Below are 18,859 nucleotides of genomic sequence, written 5' to 3'. Positions count from 1 at the left end.
ACCCGTACGCGATTCAAGGAGTTGGGCTGTGGACGAGGCCGATTTCAAGACACTGCTCGCCCGTCTGCCGGTGTCCTGGTGGGAGACGGACGCCGACTCGGGGCGGGTCCGCAGCGGGGGCGGCGCCTTCACCGACGAGCACACGGCACACCGCTTCCTGGAAGCCCTTTCGGCGGAGGCCGGGGGGCTGCCGACGGCCCGGCGGGGCGACAGTGCACGGCCCGGCGAGGGTGCCCGGCCCGGCGATGGCGCCCGACCCGGCGATGGTGCGCCGTCAGGTGACGGCGCACCGTCAAGTGACGGCGCACCGTCGGGTGTCGGCCCCCGCCGCACCCGGTTCGAAGGCCGCACCTTCGACGTCACCTGGTCGGCCCGGGGTGGCGACGCCGGGCGTCGTGGCAGCCGGGGCGTGGCGGTGGAGGTGGGCGGCGGCGCGCCGGCGGGCGCCGGTGCCTACGCGTCGTTCGCCGATCTGAGCCCGGCGGCGATGTTCGTCCGCGACGCCGCCGGGTGCTACGTGTGGGCCAACCACGCCTACGCCCACCTGTACGGCACCACGCGCGACCGCATGGTCGGCCGTCACCTCGGCGAGTTCGACGCCCCGGACGACGCGGCCCGGTTCCTGGCGCTCGACGACGAGGTCCTCACCGGCGGTCACTCCCTGCGCCACACGCTGACCTACCGGCGCCCGGACGGCTCGCCCGGGCATGCGGCGGGATACCGCTTTCCCGTGTCCTGGGGGGCCTTGCGCTGTGTGGCGGGCACGTATGTGGACGTCAGCGAGTACATCCACGCGCTGGAGGGCAGGCGCCGGGCCGAGGAGGACCTGCGCGCCCTGCGGGACCACAGCGGCCTGCCCTGCGTACGGCTGTCCGCGGACGGGGTGGTGGGGGAAGCGAGCGCCGCGGCGGCCGAGTTACTGCGTCTACGGCCGGGCGACCTGGTGGGGTCGCCGGCCGACGCCTTCCTGGCGGAGACCCCGGAACGCGCCGCGCTGCACGCCGCCTGGGGTGAACTGACCACCGGGCGGCGCAGGAACGCGCAGTCCAGTGCCGTGCTCGTCGACGGGGACCGGCGCCTGCGCCGCGTGTGGGTCCATCTCAGCGTCGTCAACCGCACCCGGGGGCGGGACGCGGGCGTGTGGGCGGTCGTCACGCGGCTCGGCCTGAGCCACGAGCCGCATCCCGCGCTCACACCGGCCCAGGTGCGGATACTCGCCCTGCTGGCCGCGGGCTACGACAACGCCGGTGTCGCCGCGGCGCTGCGCCTGTCGCGGCAGACGGTCGACTACCACCTCGCCCGCCTGCGGCGTCTGCTGGGCGCCGCCACCCGTCCGGCGCTGGTGGCGCGCGCCTACGTGCTCGGCATCCTCTCCCCTCACTCCTGGCCGCCGCGCTCCACCACGGCGGCGCATCCGCTCAGCCCCGCCTGACCGGCTGTGTGTGCCCCGGCCGTGAAGGAGCTGTGGGAGAGTTGTCGGACCTTGGAAACAGGCGTAGCGCTCCCGGTGACGTCTGAGGTTCTGTCGTGTTCACCTCTCCAACCCCCCACATTCCATGGAGACTTCATGCGCCGCGCTGCCGTCAGGCTGTCCACCGCCCGGGTGACCCCGGGTCACTCGGCAAGCCCGGGCCGGGCCGGACGGCCGTAGCCGCCGGGGCGTGCGGCATGCGCCGACCGCTCCCTCCACCCCTCGATGCTGCGAAGTCGTTGAAACTTGTCATGCGCAGGACAGACGGCGTGAGCGGCATGTCTGCGGGCCGGGCGGCGGCGCCGTATCGGCCACTCCCCACACCCAACCGGCCGGCGTCCGCCGGCCGGACCACCCCCCACACCCCTCCAGAGGAGTTTGTGTGACCTCCCGTTCCCAGCGTCACCAGCACACCCTGCTGACCCTCGCCACCGCCGTCGCGGCCGGAGCACTGCTGAGCACCACCCTCGGCGGCGCGGCCACGGCACAGCCGGCCGCACAGGACCGGCCCGGCGCGGCTCCGGTCGCCCTGTCCGCCACTGCCCGCGCCGCCCTCCTCCAGCAGGCCCGGACCTCGGCCACCGCGACGGCGGCGGCGATAGGACTCGGCGCCCAGGAAAAGCTGGTCGCCAAGGACGTCGTCAAGGACGCCGACGGCACCGTGCACACGCGCTACGAGCGCACCTACGCCGGTCTGCCCGTGCTCGGCGGCGACCTGATCGTGCACACGGCGAAGTCCGGCGAGCGCAAGGGCGTGACCAGAGCGGCGCAGGGGTCGCTGAAGCCCGCCTCGCTCACGCCGCGCATCGCCCCCGACCGCGCCGAGCAGCAGGCCCTGGGCGTGGCGAAGTCCGCCGGCTCCGAGAAGTCCCGCGCCTCCCGGGCGCCCCGCAAGGTCGTCTGGGCCGCGTCCGGCACGCCCGTCCTCGCCTACGAGACCGTGGTCGGCGGCTTCCAGGACGACGGCACCCCGAACGAACTGCATGTCGTCACCGACGCCGCCACCGGCCGGAAGCTGTTCCAGTACCAGGGCGTGGAGACCGGCGTCGGCAACACGAAGTACAGCGGGAAGGTGGACCTGACGAGCACGCAGTCCGGCTCCTCGTACACGCTCACCGACGCCTCACGCGGCGGCCACAAGACGTACGACCTCGCCCACGGCGAATCCGGCACCGGCACCCTGTTCTCGCAGGACAACGACACCTGGGGCGACGGGACCACGGCCTCGGCGGCGACCGCCGCCGCCGACGCGGCGTACGGCGCGCAGGTCACCTGGGACTTCTACAAGAGCACCTTCGGCCGCAACGGCATCAAGAACGACGGTGTCGGCGCCTACTCGCGCGTCCACTACGGCAACGCCTACGTCAACGCCTTCTGGGACGACACCTGCTTCTGCATGACCTACGGCGACGGCGAGGGCAACAACGACCCGCTCACCTCGCTCGACGTCGCCGGCCACGAGATGAGCCACGGCGTCACGTCCAACACCGCGGGCCTCGAGTACTCGGGTGAGTCCGGCGGCCTGAACGAGGCCACCAGCGACATCTTCGGTACGGGCGTGGAGTTCGCGGCCGGCAACTCCAGCGACGTCGGTGACTACCTCATCGGCGAGAAGATCGACATCAACGGCAACGGCACGCCGCTGCGCTACATGGACAAGCCCAGCAAGGACGGCGGCTCGGCCGACTACTGGTCCTCCTCCGTCGGCGACAAGGACGTGCACTACTCCTCCGGCGTCGCCAATCACTTCTTCTACCTGCTGGCCGAGGGCAGCGGGAAGAAGACGATCAACGGGGTCGACTACGACTCCCCCACCCAGGACGGTTCCACCGTCACCGGGATCGGCCGGGACAAGGCCCTGCAGATCTGGTACAAGGCCCTGACCACGTACTTCACGTCCACCACCGACTACGCCGGCGCCCGCAAGGGCACCCTCTCGGCGGCCGGCGACCTCTACGGCGCCGACAGCACCGAGGCGAAGGCGGTCGCCGCGGCCTGGAGCGCCGTCAACGTCAAGTGACAGCGCAGGCCTGACGGGCGGCACCCGGGACTCCCCCGGGTGCCGCCCTCGCGTACCTGTGACCGCCGGTCAGAGGGCCGAGATCGACGCCACCCGCGTCCGCCTGTCCGCCCACGCCAGCCGTCTCGCCGACCGGGCCAGTCCCCGGCAGCTGGTGCGCCATCGCACCAGCAGGGCGCGCGACACGGGATCCGGGACGCGGCGCCGAATCATGGGACCGGCCGGCCTCCGGAAACCGGTCAGAGCATGCGCGAGCGGCGCCCGGTCCCCGGCCGGCTCCCTGCAAGCTGACCGCCGGGCGGGCGACCGACACCGCCGTCGACGCCGCCCCGCAGGCGGGCGAAGCGGTCAGGCAGGCGCCCCCGGACCTTCACGTCAATGCTGCGGGCATTCCGGCCAAGACGCATCGAGCGGTCGTAAGCCTCGTAAGAGCGGCCCGAAAGACGTGGGCAGAGTGTGGCCCCCTCTCGGCCACGATCACCAGGGCATGGCGACCGCACACTGAGTTCCCCCGCTTCTGGCCGGTGGTCGACCGCATCCGGGCTGCCGCCCCCAAGAGCCTCTTCGGTGGAGTCAGCCCTGGCCGACCTGTAGCCGACGTGGCCGGGCCGGGCTCCCCCAGGACTCGTAGCCTGTGCACGGCGGTGGTGTGGGAGGACCACCCTACGGACGGCGGGGTGCCGGCCCCTGCCGCCTGGCCGCTTGGAGAGGCGGACGTGGGACAGCTCGAAGAGGGACTGGAGCGTACGTTGCGCACGCGGCCCGTTCCCTCAGGCACCAGGGCCCGCCTGCGGTTTTTACTGGAAGTGCACCAAGGTTCCAGGAGCGGTGGTATCCGACCCGGTCACCCAGGGTTTGCACGCCCCGGCGGCGGCGCGCGTGCTCCCGCCGCCTCAACCGGGACAGGGACGCCAGATCCACAGGCAGAGAGACGGTGGCGACCAGCGTCTGGAGGGCAGTGGCACCCCCGTGGCTGCGCACCTGCCGGGTCAGGAAGGAGTCGTCCGGCAGGTCGGCTACCACCACGCTGTCTCCGAGGGCGGGCAGCTGGTCGATGAGTACGCTCACCGCCTGCGCGTCCTCGCCGACGGGACGGATCTGCTCGCTGGCGGGCCACGACAGCGGTGTGTGCCCATCGCCTCGATCGACAAGGTGGGGAGCGCCGTCGATGACCTCTACGCCGCGGCCGGGGCCCTTGGCGCGGACACCGGCAAGGCCCTGGACGCTGCCCTGGGGGCTTGATCCCGCAGAACAAGGCCTGCTGGTGCGGCAGGTCCTAGTGGGGGCCAAGGGTGTCGATCCAGTCGTCGACGGTGACGACGTCCGCCCACTGGGGAAACAGCTTCTCGACGAGGACCCGGTGGAGCTCGGGGTCCAGGTCCAGGCAGGCGTCGGCGAGGACGGTCAGGTCGAAGTCCAGGTCGTTGGCGTGGCACAGGGTGTGCAGCACCACTGCGCTGGTGGCGATGCCGGTGAGTACGAGACTGTCGATGCCGCGCGCCCTGAGCACCACGTCGAGGTCGGTGCCCAGGAAGGCGCTCGCCCGCCTTTTGGTGATCACGACGTCGCCCGGCCGCGGTGCGACAGCGGGGTGGATCTCGGTGCCCGGAGCTCCTTCGACGTAGAGGCCCGCCCGCGCTATGGCGGTGAGCGCCCTGTTGCGCGTGCCTACTTCCGGGAAGCCCGGGCGTAACGCGATGGTCACGTAGATCACGGGGATGTCGGCCGCCCGTGCGCCGTCGATCGCCGTGCGCAGGCGCGGCAGATACCCGGAGCCGTCGTCGGCGAGGTCCACGATGTCCCGTTGGACGTCCATCACGAGGAGGGCCTTGTTCATGTCGTCTCCCGGAAAAGGTCGGTTCCGTGTTGCTCGGCCAGCGACATCGTAGGCAGCACCACCCGCGGCATCGGCCGCCGTGAGCCGTGGTCATCGGAGTATCCGGCCGACGGCCTGCCGGAACGACCGTGGGGGTGGAACGTGAGCAGACAGGACCGAGCGGACGCGGTGGACCGCGAGAGGGGCACGCGCCTGATGCCCGATGCGGCCTTGCAGGCACGGCACCGCTGGTGGAGGGAGAACACGGTGGGCTACGCGGACGGAAGGCCTGGCGCGCACACCGTCCGCTACGCCCCCAGCCGGTGGGCAGGGATCGCCCCGTGGCCGTCAGCTCTTGCTCCGGCGCCACACACCGGTGATGCCTGGGGCAGCCGGACGGAGGTCGTCTCCGTGGTGGCTGACGCGTTGCGGCGCGAAGCCTTCAGCGAGGCGTTGGTGGGGACCTACGTCTGGGGGAAGGGCACACGAGGCACGCGCCGCGGCAGCGGGCCGGCCACACGGCACATGGTTCTGTCCCGCCGCCGACGTCGAGGCGACACTGGCCGGTGATCACATGGCTCAGGGCGATGCGGTGAAGGCACTGAAGGGTGTCGCCGCGGTGGTCCTGCGAACCCTGCCCCGTCCGCACTGTCTGCAGCAGCGGCAAAGCGCCGCGCACCGTGAACTTCCTGCCCCCGCCGCTCGCGTCGCTGCGCCCGGATCGGGCGCCGACGCCCGCGTAACTCTGCTGCGGGTCCGGCCTTCCGCACAGTCCTGTCGGAAGAGCTGGTGACGGCGTGGCGCGGGCGGCGACGTACCTCTCGGCTCTGCGGGCGGCAGCGGCGCCGGCGCGCCGTACACGACGCTGGCCGCGCTGTGTCATGTGCGGCAGACGGAGGTGAGTGCTTCCGATCCGAGTTGCCTCACGCCCGGCGTAGTGCAACGCCGCGCATGCTGGTGCTCATTGCACCGCTGCCCTACTGCGGGCAGGTGGCGGAGATGACGTAGTCGACGACGTCGTGGGGGCTGGAGCGTTGCCGGTAGGCGGCGCGCTGGCGGGCGGCGCCGGTTCCTTCGGCGCGCAGGCGCTGCCATTGCTCGCGGGTGTGGTCGAGGTCGTCGTGCCGACGCAGTGCTGGGGCGATGGTGTGCAGCAGTCTTTCGACGAGCGTGGTCTGGGTGATGAGGTGGCCGGTGAGAGGGTCGATGCCGGTGCCGGCCAGTCCGTCGCGTGCCGCGCGCCAGCAGGCTGCGCGCAGGACTTCCGGTGCCGGGCGGGGGGCCGGTTCTCCGGCTCGGATGCGTTCGAGGGCGGTGGCGGTCAGGGCGCGGACGACAGCGGCGAGCATCAAGGTGTCGTCGGGGGTCAGGGCTGCGTCGGCGACGCGGACTTCGATGGTCGGCAGGTGGTGGGAGGGGCGGATGTCCCAGTACAGGCCGCCGCGGTCGATGAGTGCCTCCGCGTCGAGGAGGGTGTCGACGAGGTCGTCGAAGTGGGCGGATGATTCGAAGTACGGGGGCGGGCCGGCGACGGGCCAGCGTCCCCAGGTGGTGGTGCGCCAGCTCGCGTATCCGGTGTCCTGCCCGTCCCTGAACGGGGAGTTGGCGCTGAGGGCGATCAGGGTGGGCAGCCAGGGCCGCAGGTGGTTGCTGACGTGCACGGCGTCGCGGGGGTCGGGCAGGCCGACGTGGATGTGGCAGGCGCACGCGGTCTGCTCGTCGTCCAGGGCGCGGAAGTGCGCGGCGCTGTGGGCATAGCGGGCGCCGGGTGTGATCGGGACAGGGGACGTCTGGCCGAGCACGGGGGTGCCGGTCGAGGTGAGGCGCACGCCGAGGCGGGCAGCGGCGCGGGCGGCCGCCACTCTTGTGGAACGGATCTGTTCGGCGGCTTCCTTCAGGCACGTGTGCGGATCGGTGCGCACTTCGACCTGATAGCGGGTCAGCTCGGTGCCGACCCGATCACCGAGTTCACCGGCCGCCTCGCTCACCACCTCCGGTCCGCGGGGGCTGAGCACGCGCGTGAGGGGATCGACCAGGAGGAGCTCCTCCTCGACACCCACAGTGAGCGTGGCTGGAGCGCGGCTTGATACGAAGGGGCGGGCGGGCCCGAGGCCGTCTGTCGGGCCGGCCCCACCGTGAGGTTCACTGCTCATAGTGATGGCACTGTCTCAGAAAGTGCTCGACCGGTGGGTGGAATCGCTCGTTGCCGAAGGCTGAGGAGCACCGCATGCACGAAGAAACCGACGTTCTGGTGGTCGGAGGCGGTCCGGCGGGCGCGACCGCCGCGGCCCTCCTGGCCCGTCAGGGCCATCGGGTGCGGGTGCTGGAGCGGGAACGGTTCCCGCGCTACCACGTCGGCGAGTCACTGCTGCCCTCCCTGCTGCCCGTGCTGGACATCCTGGGGGCCCGCGAGACGGTCGAGGCGCACGGGTTCATCCGCAAGACGGGGGCGTTCTACGGTTGGGGTGGCCAGGAATGGTCACTGGGCTTCGACGAACCGGGCAGACCGGCGGCCTACAGCTTTCAGGTCATCCGCTCCGAGTTCGACCACCTGCTGCTGGAGCATGCCCGCGCGCAGGGGGCCGACGTGAGGGAAGAGACCCGCGCGCAACGGGTCGGCTTCGAGGCTGGCGGCGAGACCGGACCGGCCGGCCGGGCGGTGGAAGCCACCTGGGCCGGCCGGCACGAGGGCGCGGGGCACATCCGCTTCCGGCACCTCGTCGACGCCTCCGGCCGCGCAGGCCTCCTCGCCACCCGGCACCTGGGCTCAAGGCGCGTCCATGATGCCTTCCGCAACGTCGCGACCTGGAGCTACTGGCGTGGCGCCGCCCCTCTTGCCGCAGCCCCCAGTGGCGCGATCGGGGTGTTCTCCCTGCCGGACGACGGATGGCTGTGGGCGATCCCGCTGCACGACGGCACCCTCAGCGTCGGCCTGGTCACCGACAAACGCTCCTTCGCCCGCGCCCGGCAGCAAGCGGGCGGCTCACTGCAGACCGTCTACGACGACGCGATCCCCCGCTGCCCGCTGCTGGCCGGCCTGCTCTCCAGTGCCCGCCAGGTGGCGCCGCTGAAGACCGAGAGTGACTACTCCTACGTCAGCGACACCTTCAGCGGACCGGGCTGGTTCCTCGCCGGTGACGCCGCCTGCTTCCTCGACCCCCTGCTGTCCACCGGCGTGCACCTGGCCATGTACAGCGGCCTGCTCACCGCCGCCACCATCAACAGCATGCTGCGCGGCGACGTCGACGAAGACGCCGCCCGCGCCTTCTACCAGCAGGCCTACCGGCACGCCTACGAACGGCTCCTGATCCTGGTCAGCGCCTTTTACCGCATCCACTCCGGCCGCGACAGCTACTTCCGCACCGCACAGCAGCTCAGCCACCGCGACCAGGCCCCCCTACGCCTGCACGAAAGCTTCCTCAACATCATCACCGGCGCCGAAGACCTCCACGACAGCCAGACCGACGACCCCGTGGGCACCTTCCTGCGCACCGTCCGCCAGCCCGCCAACGGCCGGGCCCCGCAAGGACTCGCGGGCCACGGAACAAGCCACCTCCTCCCGCTGCCCACCACCGCCGCCCACGCCGCCGCCGGCCTCTACCTCAACCTCCACCCGCACCCCCACCTCCATCCCACCGAGCCCGCCTGAACAGGGGCCCAGGCGGGCTCGCCGGCCGCGTTGAGCTCGGCGAGCAGGGTCCGGTGCAATCACTCGAAGGCGAGCCGATCATCCACTGGCCTCGGCCCCGGCGACCGCGTCGGCCAGGGTGGCAGCAGCGGTTCGATCAGGGCCCACAAGTCATCGTCCACGATCCACGGCCGAGCCGGCACACCCACCGAACGATCAGATCGTCACCCCAGTCACGCTCGACCGGGACACCTCAGCAAGATCTCTTGGCGGGCTTACACAGCTATGCGTCGTGGTCCGCTTTCGCCACCCGGTCAGCCGGGCCCGCCGTGAGGCCACGGGCGTGAGATGCGGGTGTCAGGCGTTCGCCGCGTACCGCCAGAACTCCCTGATCACCGGTGCCGGCACGGGACCCATGGCTGCCACTTGAGTCAGCAGGATGGTGACCGTACCCGTGGCCGGGACGATGTGCGCCGCTGTGCCCGTGCCGCCGACCCAGCCGTAACGGCCCGGCGCATTCCACGGGTTGGTCCGGTCGATGTCAACCGAGCCGCCGAAGCCCCAGCCCTGGCCCTCCAGGAACAGCCGGCCGATGTCGCGCTGCGCAGGATTCGTATGGTCGGTGGTCATCATGCGCACGGAGTCGGCCGACAGCACCCGGTGGCCGTCGGCCGCCACCCCGCCGGCCAGCAACATCCGGCAGAAGGCCAGCCAGTCGTCGGCGGTCGAGGCCAGCCCGCCATTGCCGAGCGGTAGCGCGGGCAGGCTGCTCCACTCGCCATCCGGGCCGTCGGCGAGCTCCAGGCTGCCGTCGTCGCCTGGCCTGTAGAAGCTGGTGAACCGGTCCCGCTTGGCGGCCGGCACCTCGAAACCGGTGTCGACCATGCCCAGCGGCCCGAAGATCCGCTCCGTCAGGAACTCCGGCAGCGGCTGTCCGGTGACCCGCGAAATCAGTACCCCCTGCAGGACGGAGCAGGTGTCGTACAGCCAGGCAGCGCCCGGTTGGTACAGCAGCGGGATGCGGCCGAGCGCCGCCATCCACGCGTCGGCCGGCGGGAAGTTGCTCGGCACCCGGCCGTCCTTTTGCACCGTGAACAACTCCTGCACCGCCGGCAGTGTGAAGTCGGAGGGGAATCCGTACCCGGCCTGGGAGGCCAGCACGTCGAATACGGTGATGGGCCGGTCGGCCGGCACCACGTCGTCCACCGGGCTCGCCGGCGTGCGCACGACCACCGGCTTCCCCAGCTCCGGCAGCCACATCCCGATCGGGTCGTCCAGTGCGACCCTGCCCTCCTCCAGGAGGATCAGCAGTGCGGCGGCGGTGACGGACTTGGTGATCGAGGCGACCCGGAAGATGGAGTCCCTCGCCATCGGGGCGCCGTCACCGGCGTCCTGCGTGCCGACGGCCACCACCTCGACCTGGTCACCCCGGGCCACGAGGCCAACCGCTCCCGGCAGCGTACCGGCACCGACGTGGGCTTCGAGCAAGTCGTGCAGGGTCGTCATGAGGCCGCCTTCCAGGAGATTGCTGTCGAAAGACAGACTCCCGCACGGGCCGGGAATCATCGGCGTCGACAGGTGCGGTGGCCGAGGCCTCGTCACGGAACGTCTCAAGAAGGCCGCAGTCGGCGGAAGCCGTGGAGCCAGTCCCGGCCAAGGTCCGCTCGACTACCGGCCAATCCGGCCGCGAACGGGCGGGACGGCATCCAACGGGGGGTGCGATGACCGGCGAGCCCGGCCAGCTGCCAGCTGTTCTTGCGGCCTACGGTGGGGAATCGGCTGATCGTCGGCAGTCGCAAGGGCAGGCCGGTTGTCACCGAGCCGCAGGGCGCCCTGTTCCTGTCACGTCGGCGCGGGCAGACGCACCGGCTGCCGTCGAAGCGTGCCGTACCCGATGCCGGTGACAGCGTGCAGCAGGTGACGCGTGGGGGTCCTGGAGGCCGCTGGATGCTCCGTGCCGGTCACGCACGGGAGGCGAGGTGCCGCCACTCGTTCCATGTGTCGAGCCGCTTCCGATAGGCCGCCTCGACAACCGGATAGGGGTAGGTGCCGAGGAAGAGCCGCAGGGGCGGTGCGTCGGTGTCGACGAGTTCGAGGACAACGGCGGCGGTGTCTCGCGCGTCCTGGGGCGTGCGGGCGGACGCACCGGCCCGGCGTGCGGCGCGGACGGGTTCGTAGGCGGGGAGCGGCTCGGTGTGCACTGCGGAGGCGCCCGACCAGTCGGTGTCGTAGGGGCCGGGTTCGAGCAGCGTCACGTGGATCCCGAAGGGGGCGATCTCCTGGGCCAGGGCCTCGCTCATTCCCTCCAGGGCCCACTTGGAGGCGTTGTACAGCCCGAGTGTGGGGAAGGCGGCGAGGCCTCCGAGGCTGGAGACCTGCAGGATGTGACCGCTGCCCTGGGCCCGCAGGTACGGCAGGGCCGCCTGCGTCACCCACAACGGGCCGAACAGGTTGGTGTCGAGCTGCGCGCGAGCCTGTTCCTCGGTGGTTTCCTCGACCATGCCGAACAAGCCGTAGCCCGCGTTGTTGACGACCACGTCCAGGCGGCCGAAGACCTCGGCGGCCCGCTGCACCGCGGCGGTCACGGCGGTGCGGTCGGTCACGTCGAGGCGGAACGGGAGGATGTCGTCCCCGTGTGTGTCAAGGAGCGGTTGCAGGGTCTCGGGGTCACGTGCGGTGGCGGCGACACGGTCGCCGCGGTCGAGAGCGGCCTCGGCCCAGATACGGCCGAAGCCGCGGGACGCGCCGGTGATGAACCAGGTCTTCATGACATCGAGCCTGCGCCGTTCCCACCTGGCCAGCCAGCACCCTTGCAGGGTTACCCTCGCATCATGGCGGCCGACAATCTTCTGGGAGACTTCCTCAAGGCCCGGCGCGGACGGGTCGCTCCGGCGGACGCGGCGGTGCCCGCAGGCGGACGCCGCCGGGTGGCAGGACTGCGCCGGGAAGAACTGGCCCACCTCGCCGGAATCAGCGAGCCGTACCTGGTCCGGCTCGAACAGGGCGTCGACCGGCACCCCTCGTCCCAGGTACTGCGCTCCCTCGCGCGGGCACTGAAGCTGGACGCCGACGCCTGCGCCCACCTGCACGCCCTCGCCGGTTACGCCCCCGTGCCGCCGTCGCGGACCGAGGTCTCCGCGGACGTGCACCGGCTGCTCGACGCCTGGGCGGACCGCCCCGCGTACGTCCGCGACCGGTGCTTCGACGTACTGGCGGCGAACAAGAAAGCCTGTGCGCTCGCCCCGATGTACCGGCCCGGGAGCAACCTGGTCCGAGCGGTGTTCCTCGACCCGGCGTCCCGCCGGCTCTTCCCCGACTGGGCAGAGGTAGCCGCGCAGACCGCAGCGGCCCTGCGCGCCGAAGCCGACCCACGCGACCCCGAGACCGTCCGTCTGATCGCCGAGCTGGAGACGGACGAGGAGTTCCGTCGTCTGTGGATGCGGCACGAGACGCGGCCCGCCCGGGACGAACTCAAGCGTTTCACGCATCCGGTCGTCGGCAGCCTCGCCCTGCGAAGGCAGGCGCTCACCGTCGGCGGCGCCGAGCATCAGGTGATCATCGTGTATCAGGCGACGGCCGAAAGTCCCTCCGAAGCGGCCCTGGCGGCTCTTGCCTGACGCGCCGGACTTCTGCCGCCGCAAGGAAGTCCCGACCGGCGCTGTGGTGAACGAGCACGGTGCATCGTGATGCTGCTGGTCACAGCTCTGGGGTGCGCAGAGTTCGGGGTGCTCGTGCCGGGTGCGGGACCTTGCCGAGCACGCGTCAGTTTCGGAGGTGGGCGAAGCCGTGCCCCACGGCGTCCGGGAGCCGCTGCCGGTGTGGTGCCCGACAGCTTCCGCGGACTGGGGCTGAACCTACTTCGCTGACGCGTTTGCCGCGCACCCAGCGCCAAGTCGCTGCCTGAGGAAGAGAGCCGCGCGGTCCAGTGCCTCGTCCGCCTCGTCCAGAACGCCGGCGAACGACTGGAAAACGTGCGGCACGTCGGCGGTGACGTCCAGGATGACGTCCACCCCGGCCGCCCTCCCACGCGCGGCAAGGCGCGTGGAGTCGTCCAGCAGGATCTCGTTCGTTCCCACTTGGATCAGCATGGGAGGGAAGCCGGTCAGGTCGGCGAGGACAGCCGGGCTGAGCAGGGGCTGGTGGGGGTCGGCCCCGGCCAGGTACATGGCCCCGGTGTGTTCAACGGTCTCACGGGTGAAGATCGGGTCGATGCCTTCCTTGGTGTCCATGCTCTCGCCCGTGCGGGTGGCGTCGAGGCCAGGGGAGAACGCCACGATGGCGGCGGGCAGTGGGAGGCCCGCGTCACGGGCGGCGAGGCAGGTGGTGACGGTGAGGCCGCCGCCGGCGGAGTCGCCGGCGAACGCGATGGCCGAGGGGTCTGTGCCTCTGTCGAGGAGGTCGCGGTAGGCGCTCAGGGTGTCTTCGATCGCGGCCGGGAACGGGTGCTCGGGGGCAAGCCGGTAGTCCGGCGAGTACGCCCTGAAGCCGGTCTTGGCCACGAGGTGTCCCGTCAGCGGCAGGGCGGTCTCGGGGGAGCCGAACACGAAGCTGCCGCCGTGGAAGTACAGGATCGTCCCGGCGCGGGGCCCGTTGCCCGGCTCGACATGCAGGGCGGATCGGTTGCCGAGCGTCGTCCGCGTGGTGCGGATGCCGTCGGGCACGATCATCTGGGCCATCAACGCCTTGAATCCGGCCCGCAGTTCCTCGGCCGACCGGGGGCCCTCGGGCCGCGGCTGCCGCATCATCGCGTCGATCCGGGCGCGTTGTTCCTTGCTCATGGGTGTGCTCCCGCCGTAAGTAGCTTCCTCTACACTATATGCCATGGCATATAGATTGAGCGGTGACGAAGTCGACCTCCCGGGCTTCTTCGCCGATCTGGTCCGCTGCGAGACGCGTCTGTACAACGCCCTCAACGACCGTCTCCGTGAGCGGCACGGGATCGTCACCTCGCAGTTCGAGTTCCTGCGCTTCCTGCGCGACCATCCCGGGGCTCGCGTGGCGGACATCGCCGCCGAGTTCGCCATCGGCGTCGGGGCGACCAGCAAGAGCGCCGACCGCCTGGAGAAACAGGGATGGATCGTCCGGCAGCCGAATCCATCCGATCGCCGGTCCTCCCTGCTGGCCCTGACCGACGACGGCTCGCAACTCGTCTACGCGGCGGAGAGAACCTTCACCGACGGACTCACCACGCTGATCGCAGACACGCTCGACGGGCCCTCCGGCGCGGCCGCCGTCCGCGCCATCTCGAAGCTGCGCTCCGTACTCGAACGCAACCGGACCGGCATGCCCACAGGCTGATGGACATCCCCCCCGGTCCAGGGCGGGTGGGAACACCCGGCCTGCACGGGTCTGCACGCCCGCCTCGGGAGGACCCGGAGCTGTAGGGAACGGGCGGCGGCCGCCGCCCGGGCGACCCATGGCCCGGGTCCCCCACCCTGCCGGGCGGGCGGATCAGGCCGTCCGGTCCGGTCACCCGGTCGCGCCGTGGGCGAACCGCCGGAGCCGGGGGGGCGACGCAGTTCCGCTCCTCGCGTTCTCTATGATCTTCGACCTCATCGAGGAAGGGCTCGTATGGCGTTCGGAGAACATATGGAACGGGTCGCCGGCGAGGTCGTCGGAGAGTTCCCGGCGGACAGCGGGATCTACGCGGTGACGTTCCGCGTCGACAGCGTCGACCAGGATCCGCGGTATCCGTACGTGGCGATCGGCTACACGACCGAGGCCGACGCTGTGGCGGCGGCGCGGCAGATGCCGGATGCCTGGGAGGCACGCTGGAGTTACGCGTTCTTCCCCGAGACGGGACTCGAAGGGGTGAGAACCGTCGGACGTGACCCTGACGGCGCGCGGTCGCACCGGCGGGAGGCCGAGTCCCGGGGGCTCTGGTACGAGGACGACGAGGAGGCGGACGACCGCGGCGAACGGCTGGTCGAATGGTTCTACGAGGTGTGCGTCGCGGCGGCCAGGCACCTCCACGACAGCGGCCGGATCGTGGCGGTGCTGGGGCGGCCGGTGCCGGTGATCCTCTACGACATGTTCGACCCGGACGCGATGTTCGAGCTGACGTCGAGCGCCAATCCGGCGGACCTGGTCGCCGACTTCATGGCGGAGGCGCCCTGACATCCGGTCACCGTCCGCGCCCTGACATCCGGTCACCGCCGGTCCGCACCCCGCGCGTGTGACGGCGGCGTCCGGAACGTGTCACAGAGCCCGTACCGTCGGCCATCGTCGCTTCCCCGGAGCTCCGCCGGGTGGGATGTTTACCCGCCGGAGCGGCCCGCAGCGGGCCGCGGACGAGCCATCGGGGGGACACCTTGACGCACCTGCACCACAAGACCGGCAGCGGCGGTATCGCCGAAGGGGCGGCACGAAGAACCGTCAGGACGGGCGGAGCCGGCACGACGCGGCGGCGCCGGGCGGCCGTGGCCGCCACCGTGCTCGCCATGACCGTGCCCTTGACGCTCAACGCAGCAGGGAACGCGGGAGCGGCGGCGGACCACCCCATCGTCTTCGCCCGCTACACCGCGGGAGCCCCCGTCGAGGACCTGTACGCCATCTCGGCCGGCGGCGGCACGCCGGTCGGACTCACCCACACCTCCACCGTCAGCGACGTGATGCCCAGCTGGTCCCCGGACGGCAAACGGGTGGCCTTCGTGCGCTACGGATCCGGCGGCGCCATCGACGGCGTCTGGACGATGAAGACGACGGGCGGCGGCCTGAAGGCCGTCCCCGGCACCAAGGGCGCATCCGACCCGGCGTGGTCCCCGGACGGCAAGCGGATCGCCTACGCCAAGCCGGTCGGCACCCAGCGCGAGATCTAGGTGGCCGAGATCGACGGCACTCCCGCCACCCGGCTCACCCACACCTCGGCGGACGACCTCCATCCGACGTGGTCCCCGGACGGCAAGTTCCTCGCGTTCAGCCGGGCGGACGCCGGCGGACACAGCAGGGTGATGCGGATCCGGCTGTCCACCCTGGCCCAGACGGCGGTCACCGGTTCCGGCTCCCACGACTGGACGCCGGACTGGTCGCACGGCAACCGCATCGTCTTCAGCCGGGTCGACTCCTCGGGCTTCGCGCACCTCTATCTCGTCCGCCCCGACGGCACCGGAGTGCACCGCATCACCTCGGCCCGCTTCAACGACAAGTACCCCTCGTGGTCCCCGGACGGCAGCCGTCTGGTCTTCACCCGAGGCGGGGGCGACGACGCGGACCCCGAACACCTGTACCTGGTCCACGCGGACGGCACCGGAACGACCAAGCTCACCAAGACCGACTCCCACGACATGGAGGCGGACTGGCGCCCCTGACGTACTCCTCGGTCATTCCCCGTAAGGCGCCTGCGAGTCCGGTTCGCAGCGGCCGGCCGGGCCCCGGTGGCTCCGGCATCGTTCACCCAGAGCCCTGGCTTCGGCAGCTTCCGTGAGGGCCCCGGCACGGCCGTACACGTCGGCGGCCCGAGCGTAGGTCTGCCCGGCTGCGGCGAGATTCCCGGTGTCGTGGTGAGCGCGCGCGAGATGGTTCAGGGTACGTCCGGTCTCGTACCAGTCGTCGCCCCTGCGATGGAGCTCCAGGGCGGTGCCGAACGCCTCGATGGCGTCCTCTGTCCGCCCCATGTCCCGCAGGACGACAGCGAGGCCGTGCCACTTCGTGGCGTCTCCCGCGCGGTTGGCCGTTCCCCGGAGGAGCTCCTGGGCGTGCCTGATGGCACCGGCGGCCTCGGACCGGCGCTCGGCACGCACGAGGACGGAACCGCGGTCGATCCACGCCGAGGCCTCGCTCACGCGGTCACCGAGCTCATGGAAGAGGTCGCGGGCACGGGCGTGGGCATCGATGGCCTGCTCCGTCTCCCCCACGTCCCCCAGGGCGAGGCCGAGGCCGCTCCAGGCCATGGCCTCGCCCTCGCGGTCGCCGAGTTCTCTGAACAGTCCGCCGGCGCGGGCGTGGGCGTCGACTGCCCTTGGCGGCTCTCCCGCTTCACGCAGTGTGTGGCCGAGGTTGTACCAGGCCATCGCCTCGCCCCAGCGGTCGCCGATGCCCTGGAACAGCTCGCGGGCTCGGGTGAAGACGTCGGCGGCTTCCCCGTGACGTCGCGCCGCCACGAGTGTGCTGCCGAAGTCGTGCATGGCCTCGGCCTCGCCCTGGCGGTCGCTGATGCCCCGGAACAGCGCACGTGCCTCGACGTGGGCGTCGATCGCCTCCGTCGCTCGCCCCAGGTACGACAGCGCGCGACCGAGGTTGGTGCACGCCACGGCCTCGCTCCAGCGGTCGCCCCTGCGGTGCGCCATCCGCTGAGCCGCCCGGCTGACGGTGACCAGGTCGCTGAAGTGCCGTCGCAAGGCCAGGAAGGGCGCCAGGCACAGAGCCAGGTCGACGGCCGCGGGGGCGTACCAGGCGCCTTCGGCCTCCTGGACGAGGCTCACCAGGGCGTGTCGCTCTGCGTCCAGCCAGGCCAGCGCCTCCTCTCTGTCGGAGAAGAAGTCGGGCTCGGGCAGACCCGGCGTCCAGTGCACGCGGAGCGCGGCCGCGTGCGCCCTCCGGTTGTAGAAGGTCAGCATGCGGGCCCGCGCCTGTTCACGCCCCGGAGCCCGCAGGCGGTTCCCGGCGTTCAGTGTCGCCGCGTAGGCGCGTACGAGGTCGTGCGACCGCCACCTCAGGCCCCGCGCGCAGTCCGGGAGAGCCGTGATCAGGTAGGCGTTGGCCAGCTCCTCCAGCAGACCGCGTACGAGATCGGGCGGCCGGCGGACCAGCGCTGCGGCTGCCTCCGTGCAGATGTCGGCGGCGGGCGCGAGTGCGAGCAGCCGCAGCAGCCGGGCCTGCGCTCTGGGCAGCCGGGCGTACGAGACGTCGAGGACCGGGCGGACGCCGAGGGCTCGGGTGGAGTCGCTCGCGGCGCTGATCTCCTCCACCAGCGAGGAGAGCGAACGATGGCGTTGCTTCCGCAGGGCGCCGGCCACGATCCGCAGGGCCAACGGGAGGCAACCGCACAGGGCTGCGAGCCTTCTCACGGCGTCGGGCTCCCGGGCCGGCCGGTCGTCATGGGCGTCGCTGAGCCGGAGAGCCTTGGTGATCAGATCGATCGCGGCCTCTTCGGTCAGCACGTCGAGGTCGATGATGCGGGCGTCGAGGTCGGTGAGGCGGTTGCGGGAGGTGACGAGGACGCGGTGGTGACGGAGGCCGGGCAGCAGGGGGGTGATCTGCTCCGCGTGGGAGGCGTTGTCGAGAACCAGCAGGAGCGGCGCCTGCTCCCTGGCCAGGAGGGAACGGTAGAGGGCGTACTGCCCCTCGGGTGTGGCCGGCAGGTCGGTGCCGCGTATGCCCAGTGCGTCGAGAAGTGCGAGTACCGCCTGGCCGGCGGCGACAGGGTGGTCGTCGTAACCGCGCAGGTCGACGAAGAGCGTGCCGCCCGGGAACCAGTCGTCCTCGCCGGCCCGGTGGGCGGCGTGCAGGGCGAGTGACGTCTTCCCGATGCCCGCCAGGCCGGAGACGGCGCAGACCAGGACGGGAAGCTCGGACTCGGCGGACGGGTCGAGTGCGGCCGACAGCCGGGCCAGGTCGTGGTCCCGGCCGGTGAAGAGAGCTGGCGCGGCCGGGAGGGACGCGGTGGCTCTCGGGACAGGGCCGTGATGGTGGTGCACGACCTTTCCCGTCACGGGGCCGTGGAACGTACCTGAGATGGGGATGTGGTCACCTGCGTAGTGGTTTCCCGTCACGAGCCGCCCCCCTTCCACTGAGGTAATGGTAGGGGTTCGCCCCTGGTGTCCGACCAGTCCCTGTTCTCCTTCGTCTGATGCCGTTTGTGAGTGCCTCTGCGAAACATGAGGACCGCTCTGCAGGGGATCCGGACCGGCCCGTCGACCGATCGGCCACGACGGGACCGCGGTGCCGCGCCAGGACGCGGGCACGGACACGGGCACGGGCACGGGC

At 71.5% G+C, this 18,859-nt stretch carries 17 protein-coding genes and 1 pseudogene; 11 read left to right on the top strand and 7 right to left on the bottom strand.

The features are described 5' to 3' along the window. The first annotated feature begins 28 nt into the window (after positions 1 to 28). From IEZ20_RS30120 to IEZ20_RS30105, 4 genes are all read left to right on the top strand, one after another. The gene (locus IEZ20_RS30120) at positions 29 to 1,432 is read left to right on the top strand and encodes a PAS domain-containing protein (RefSeq protein ID WP_229896323.1); all 1,404 of its coding nucleotides are present in this window, start codon (positions 29 to 31) and stop codon (positions 1,430 to 1,432) included. Between the two features lie 421 nt (positions 1,433 to 1,853). Continuing rightward, entirely contained in the window at positions 1,854 to 3,491 is a 1,638-nt protein-coding gene (locus tag IEZ20_RS30115) for a M4 family metallopeptidase (protein WP_189304493.1), read from the top strand. 58 nt (positions 3,492 to 3,549) lie between these two features. Then, positions 3,550 to 3,996, top strand: a complete 447-nt coding sequence (locus IEZ20_RS40780) for a DUF3618 domain-containing protein (protein ID WP_189304491.1) — start codon at positions 3,550 to 3,552, stop codon at positions 3,994 to 3,996. Between the two features lie 464 nt (positions 3,997 to 4,460). After that, positions 4,461 to 4,733 carry a hypothetical protein gene (locus tag IEZ20_RS30105; protein ID WP_189304489.1) on the top strand — a complete coding sequence of 91 codons (273 nt, stop codon included), beginning with the start codon at positions 4,461 to 4,463 and terminating at the stop codon, positions 4,731 to 4,733. Positions 4,734 to 4,767: 34 nt separating this feature from the next. Here IEZ20_RS30105 and IEZ20_RS30100 read toward each other — a convergent pair whose 3' ends face one another. Further along, complete coding sequence (locus IEZ20_RS30100; RefSeq protein WP_189304487.1) at positions 4,768 to 5,328, bottom strand: cysteine hydrolase family protein; 561 nt, start codon at positions 5,326 to 5,328, stop codon at positions 4,768 to 4,770. A gap of 195 nt (positions 5,329 to 5,523) precedes the next feature. On the opposite strand from IEZ20_RS30100, the gene IEZ20_RS40775 reads away from it, so the two are divergent. Beyond that, positions 5,524 to 5,877, top strand: a complete 354-nt coding sequence (locus tag IEZ20_RS40775) for an 8-oxoguanine DNA glycosylase OGG fold protein (RefSeq protein WP_373303996.1) — start codon at positions 5,524 to 5,526, stop codon at positions 5,875 to 5,877. A 407-nt stretch (positions 5,878 to 6,284) separates the two neighbouring features. On the opposite strand, the gene IEZ20_RS30095 is transcribed toward IEZ20_RS40775, so the two are convergent. Then, positions 6,285 to 7,460, bottom strand: a complete 1,176-nt coding sequence (locus IEZ20_RS30095) for a carboxylate-amine ligase (protein ID WP_189304484.1) — start codon at positions 7,458 to 7,460, stop codon at positions 6,285 to 6,287. A gap of 74 nt (positions 7,461 to 7,534) precedes the next feature. Here IEZ20_RS30095 and IEZ20_RS30090 point away from each other — a divergent pair, with 74 nt between their 5' ends. Further along, positions 7,535 to 8,956: an NAD(P)/FAD-dependent oxidoreductase gene (locus IEZ20_RS30090; protein WP_189304482.1), complete on the top strand. Its 1,422-nt coding sequence runs from the start codon at positions 7,535 to 7,537 to the stop codon at positions 8,954 to 8,956. A 68-nt stretch (positions 8,957 to 9,024) separates the two neighbouring features. Here IEZ20_RS30090 and IEZ20_RS39935 read toward each other — a convergent pair. From IEZ20_RS39935 to IEZ20_RS30080, 3 genes and pseudogenes are all read right to left on the bottom strand, one after another. Continuing rightward, positions 9,025 to 9,120: pseudogene (locus IEZ20_RS39935) on the bottom strand (IS5/IS1182 family transposase); the annotation flags it as partial. 172 nt (positions 9,121 to 9,292) lie between these two features. Beyond that, positions 9,293 to 10,441 carry a serine hydrolase domain-containing protein gene (locus IEZ20_RS30085; protein WP_189304480.1) on the bottom strand — a complete coding sequence of 383 codons (1,149 nt, stop codon included), beginning with the start codon at positions 10,439 to 10,441 and terminating at the stop codon, positions 9,293 to 9,295. Positions 10,442 to 10,896: 455 nt separating this feature from the next. Beyond that, a complete protein-coding gene (locus IEZ20_RS30080; RefSeq protein WP_189304478.1) occupies positions 10,897 to 11,703 on the bottom strand; it encodes an SDR family oxidoreductase in 807 nt (268 codons plus the stop codon). A gap of 63 nt (positions 11,704 to 11,766) precedes the next feature. Between IEZ20_RS30080 and IEZ20_RS30075 the strand changes: the two genes are divergently transcribed. Next, positions 11,767 to 12,552 carry a helix-turn-helix domain-containing protein gene (locus IEZ20_RS30075; RefSeq protein WP_189304476.1) on the top strand — a complete coding sequence of 262 codons (786 nt, stop codon included), beginning with the start codon at positions 11,767 to 11,769 and terminating at the stop codon, positions 12,550 to 12,552. A 237-nt stretch (positions 12,553 to 12,789) separates the two neighbouring features. Here IEZ20_RS30075 and IEZ20_RS30070 read toward each other — a convergent pair whose 3' ends face one another. After that, positions 12,790 to 13,713 carry an alpha/beta hydrolase gene (locus tag IEZ20_RS30070; RefSeq protein ID WP_189304475.1) on the bottom strand — a complete coding sequence of 308 codons (924 nt, stop codon included), beginning with the start codon at positions 13,711 to 13,713 and terminating at the stop codon, positions 12,790 to 12,792. 43 nt (positions 13,714 to 13,756) lie between these two features. On the opposite strand from IEZ20_RS30070, the gene IEZ20_RS30065 reads away from it, so the two are divergent. The 4 genes from IEZ20_RS30065 (at position 13,757) to IEZ20_RS30050 (ending at position 16,242) form a co-directional block, all read left to right on the top strand. After that, entirely contained in the window at positions 13,757 to 14,233 is a 477-nt protein-coding gene (locus tag IEZ20_RS30065; RefSeq protein ID WP_189304474.1) for a MarR family winged helix-turn-helix transcriptional regulator, read from the top strand. 273 nt (positions 14,234 to 14,506) lie between these two features. After that, positions 14,507 to 15,052 carry a hypothetical protein gene (locus tag IEZ20_RS30060; protein ID WP_189304473.1) on the top strand — a complete coding sequence of 182 codons (546 nt, stop codon included), beginning with the start codon at positions 14,507 to 14,509 and terminating at the stop codon, positions 15,050 to 15,052. A gap of 194 nt (positions 15,053 to 15,246) precedes the next feature. Then, complete coding sequence (locus IEZ20_RS30055; protein WP_189304472.1) at positions 15,247 to 15,753, top strand: TolB family protein; 507 nt, start codon at positions 15,247 to 15,249, stop codon at positions 15,751 to 15,753. Continuing rightward, positions 15,754 to 16,242 (top strand): TolB family protein, encoded by a 489-nt coding sequence (locus IEZ20_RS30050; protein WP_189304471.1) that lies wholly within the window; start codon positions 15,754 to 15,756, stop codon positions 16,240 to 16,242. A 12-nt stretch (positions 16,243 to 16,254) separates the two neighbouring features. Here the strand turns inward: IEZ20_RS30050 and IEZ20_RS30045 are convergent, their stop codons facing one another. Continuing rightward, on the bottom strand, positions 16,255 to 18,585 hold the full coding sequence (locus tag IEZ20_RS30045) for an ATP-binding protein (protein WP_189304470.1): 2,331 nt from the start codon (positions 18,583 to 18,585) through the stop codon (positions 16,255 to 16,257). Positions 18,586 to 18,859 lie beyond the last annotated feature (274 nt).

Origin of the sequence: Streptomyces cinerochromogenes, from assembly GCF_014648635.1 — a bacterium.
Taxonomy (GTDB): Bacteria; Actinomycetota; Actinomycetes; order Streptomycetales; family Streptomycetaceae; genus Streptomyces; species Streptomyces cinerochromogenes.
Note: the sequence above shows the minus strand (reverse complement) of the source record. Positions and strands in the feature narration are given on the sequence as shown.